This window comes from Microcoleus sp. AT8-B5, from assembly GCF_036705565.1.
GTDB lineage: Bacteria > Cyanobacteriota > Cyanobacteriia > Cyanobacteriales > Microcoleaceae > Microcoleus.
Genome location: NZ_JAUBUY010000012.1, coordinates 93,234 through 95,161, shown reverse-complemented (window position 1 = coordinate 95,161; position 1,928 = coordinate 93,234). Strand labels below are relative to the sequence as shown.

The window sequence follows — 1,928 nt, the reverse complement described above, 5'->3', positions numbered from 1 at the left end:
CGATCTGTGAGTCCCCCAGTCCGACAGGGATTGAAATCCCTGTCTCATAGCTGAAGTCCTCTGAAGAGGACTGAAGTCCGGGCTCGTTTGATTTGGCATCCACAGTCGGTTTTAACCGACTTTCGCTATTAGACGGGGATTTCAATCCCCGGCGGGCTTGTGGGTAAGCCCGATCGACTCGATTGGTCGATCGGGGTCGATCTGTGAGTCCCCCAGTCCGACAGGGATTGAAATCCCTGTCTCATAGCTGAAGTCCTCTGAAGAGGACTGAAGTTTGTGACTGTTGAATCTGGGTTTTTAGTCGGTTTTAACCGACTTTCGCTCTCTCGACGGGGATTTCAATCCCCGGCGGATCTTTGGGTAAGCCCGATCGCCCCCAAAGTCCGAATAGCTGCATAGTCCGCGAGTCTGAGAGTCGGCCAATGTTTTTCAATTAATTCTCTGCCGAATTCGGGTGCCACCGAGTGGGTGGATGGTCTTGATCCGTGATTTGTTCTAAATGGGAATTGGTGGTTTTTTGCAAGTGATGTTCCTTTTGATTTATCACATAAGCGACTGCTGAGTCTAGTTGTTTTTGTCCTAAAGAAAATACTCCGTATCCTTCTTGCCATGAAAATTTATTGGGATTTTGCAAAGTTTGATTGAGATAACGGCTGCTGCTACCTTTAATATTTTTAACGAATTCAGCGATCGATTGTGTCGGAGGAATGGAAACTATTAAGTGGATGTGATTTTCTGTGCCGCCGATCGCATGAAGGATGCAATTGAGGGTGTCTGCTTTGCCGATGATATAAGAGTAAAGTTCGGTTTCTTTTGCGGGAGATATGAGAGGCTGTCGCTCTTTTGTTGCCCAAACTAAATGATAGTACAGCCGCCACATTGCCATAAAGATTTTTCCTCCTAATTGTTTAGGTTAATTTATCATTTTGTGACCAAATCCGAGAGTGCGATCGGGGTCGATCGGCGAGTCCGACGATCCGAGAGTCCCCCAGTACGACAGGGATTGAAATCCCTGTCTCATAGCTGAAGTCCTCTTGAAGAGGACTGAAATGGGCGATCGTTTGATTTGGTTCTTCAGTCGGTTTTAACCGACTTTTGCTATGAGACGGGGATTTCAATCCCCGGCGGGCTTGTGGGTAAGCCCAATCTTGCAGAGGACAATCGGGGTCGAGAGTGCGATCGGGGTCGAGAGTGCGAGTCCCCCAGTACGACAGGGATTGAAATCCCTGTCTCATAGCTGAAGTCCTCTTAAAGAGGACTGAAATCGGCGATCGTTTGATTTGGTTCTTCAGTCGGTTTTAACCGACTTTTGCTATTAGACGGGGATTTCAATCCCCGGCGGGCTTGTGGGTAAGCCCGATCGACTTGCAGAGGACAATCGGGGTCGAGAGTGCGATCGCGGTCGATCAGCCATTCCCACGATCCGACAGTCCGACAGGGATTGAAATCCCTGTCTCATAGCGAAAGTCCTCTTAAAGAGGACTGAAATCGGCGATCGTTTGATTTGGTTCTTCAGTCGGTTTTAACCGACTTTTGCTATTAGACGGGGATTTCAATCCCCGGCGGGCTTGTGGGTAAGCCCGATCGACTTGCAGAGGACAATCGGGGTCGAGAGTGCGATCGCGGTCGATCGGCCATTCCCACGATCCGACAGTCCGACAGGGATTGAAATCCCTGTCTCATAGCGAAAGTCCTCTTAAAGAGGACTGAAATCGGCGATCGTTTGATTTGGTTCTTCAGTCGGTTTTAACCGACTTTTGCTATTAGACGGGGATTTCAATCCCCGGCGGGCTTGTGGGTAAGCCCGATCGCCCCAAAGTGCGATCAAAAGGACTGAAATCGGCGATCGTTTGATTTGGTTCTTCAGTCGGTTTTAACCGACTTTCGCTATTAGACGGGGATTTCAATCCCCGGCGGACTTGTGGGTA

The 1,928-nt window shown here is 49.2% G+C and carries 4 protein-coding genes; all 4 read right to left on the bottom strand.

Annotation, left to right across the window (positions count from 1 at the left end):
- Positions 1-433: 433 nt before the first annotated feature.
- The 4 genes from tnpA to QUB39_RS10830 all read right to left on the bottom strand — a co-directional run bounded on the left by tnpA (position 434) and on the right by QUB39_RS10830 (position 1,683).
- Positions 434-886, bottom strand: coding sequence for an IS200/IS605 family transposase (tnpA, locus tag QUB39_RS10845; RefSeq protein WP_333056125.1), 453 nt, complete (start codon positions 884-886; stop codon positions 434-436).
- A gap of 22 nt (positions 887-908) precedes the next feature.
- Complete coding sequence (locus QUB39_RS10840; RefSeq protein ID WP_333056126.1) at positions 909-1,235, bottom strand: hypothetical protein; 327 nt, start codon at positions 1,233-1,235, stop codon at positions 909-911.
- Between the two features lie 80 nt (positions 1,236-1,315).
- A complete protein-coding gene (locus QUB39_RS10835; RefSeq protein ID WP_333261871.1) occupies positions 1,316-1,459 on the bottom strand; it encodes a hypothetical protein in 144 nt (47 codons plus the stop codon).
- A gap of 80 nt (positions 1,460-1,539) precedes the next feature.
- Positions 1,540-1,683, bottom strand: coding sequence for a hypothetical protein (locus QUB39_RS10830; RefSeq protein WP_333261871.1), 144 nt, complete (start codon positions 1,681-1,683; stop codon positions 1,540-1,542).
- Positions 1,684-1,928: the final 245 nt, after the last annotated feature.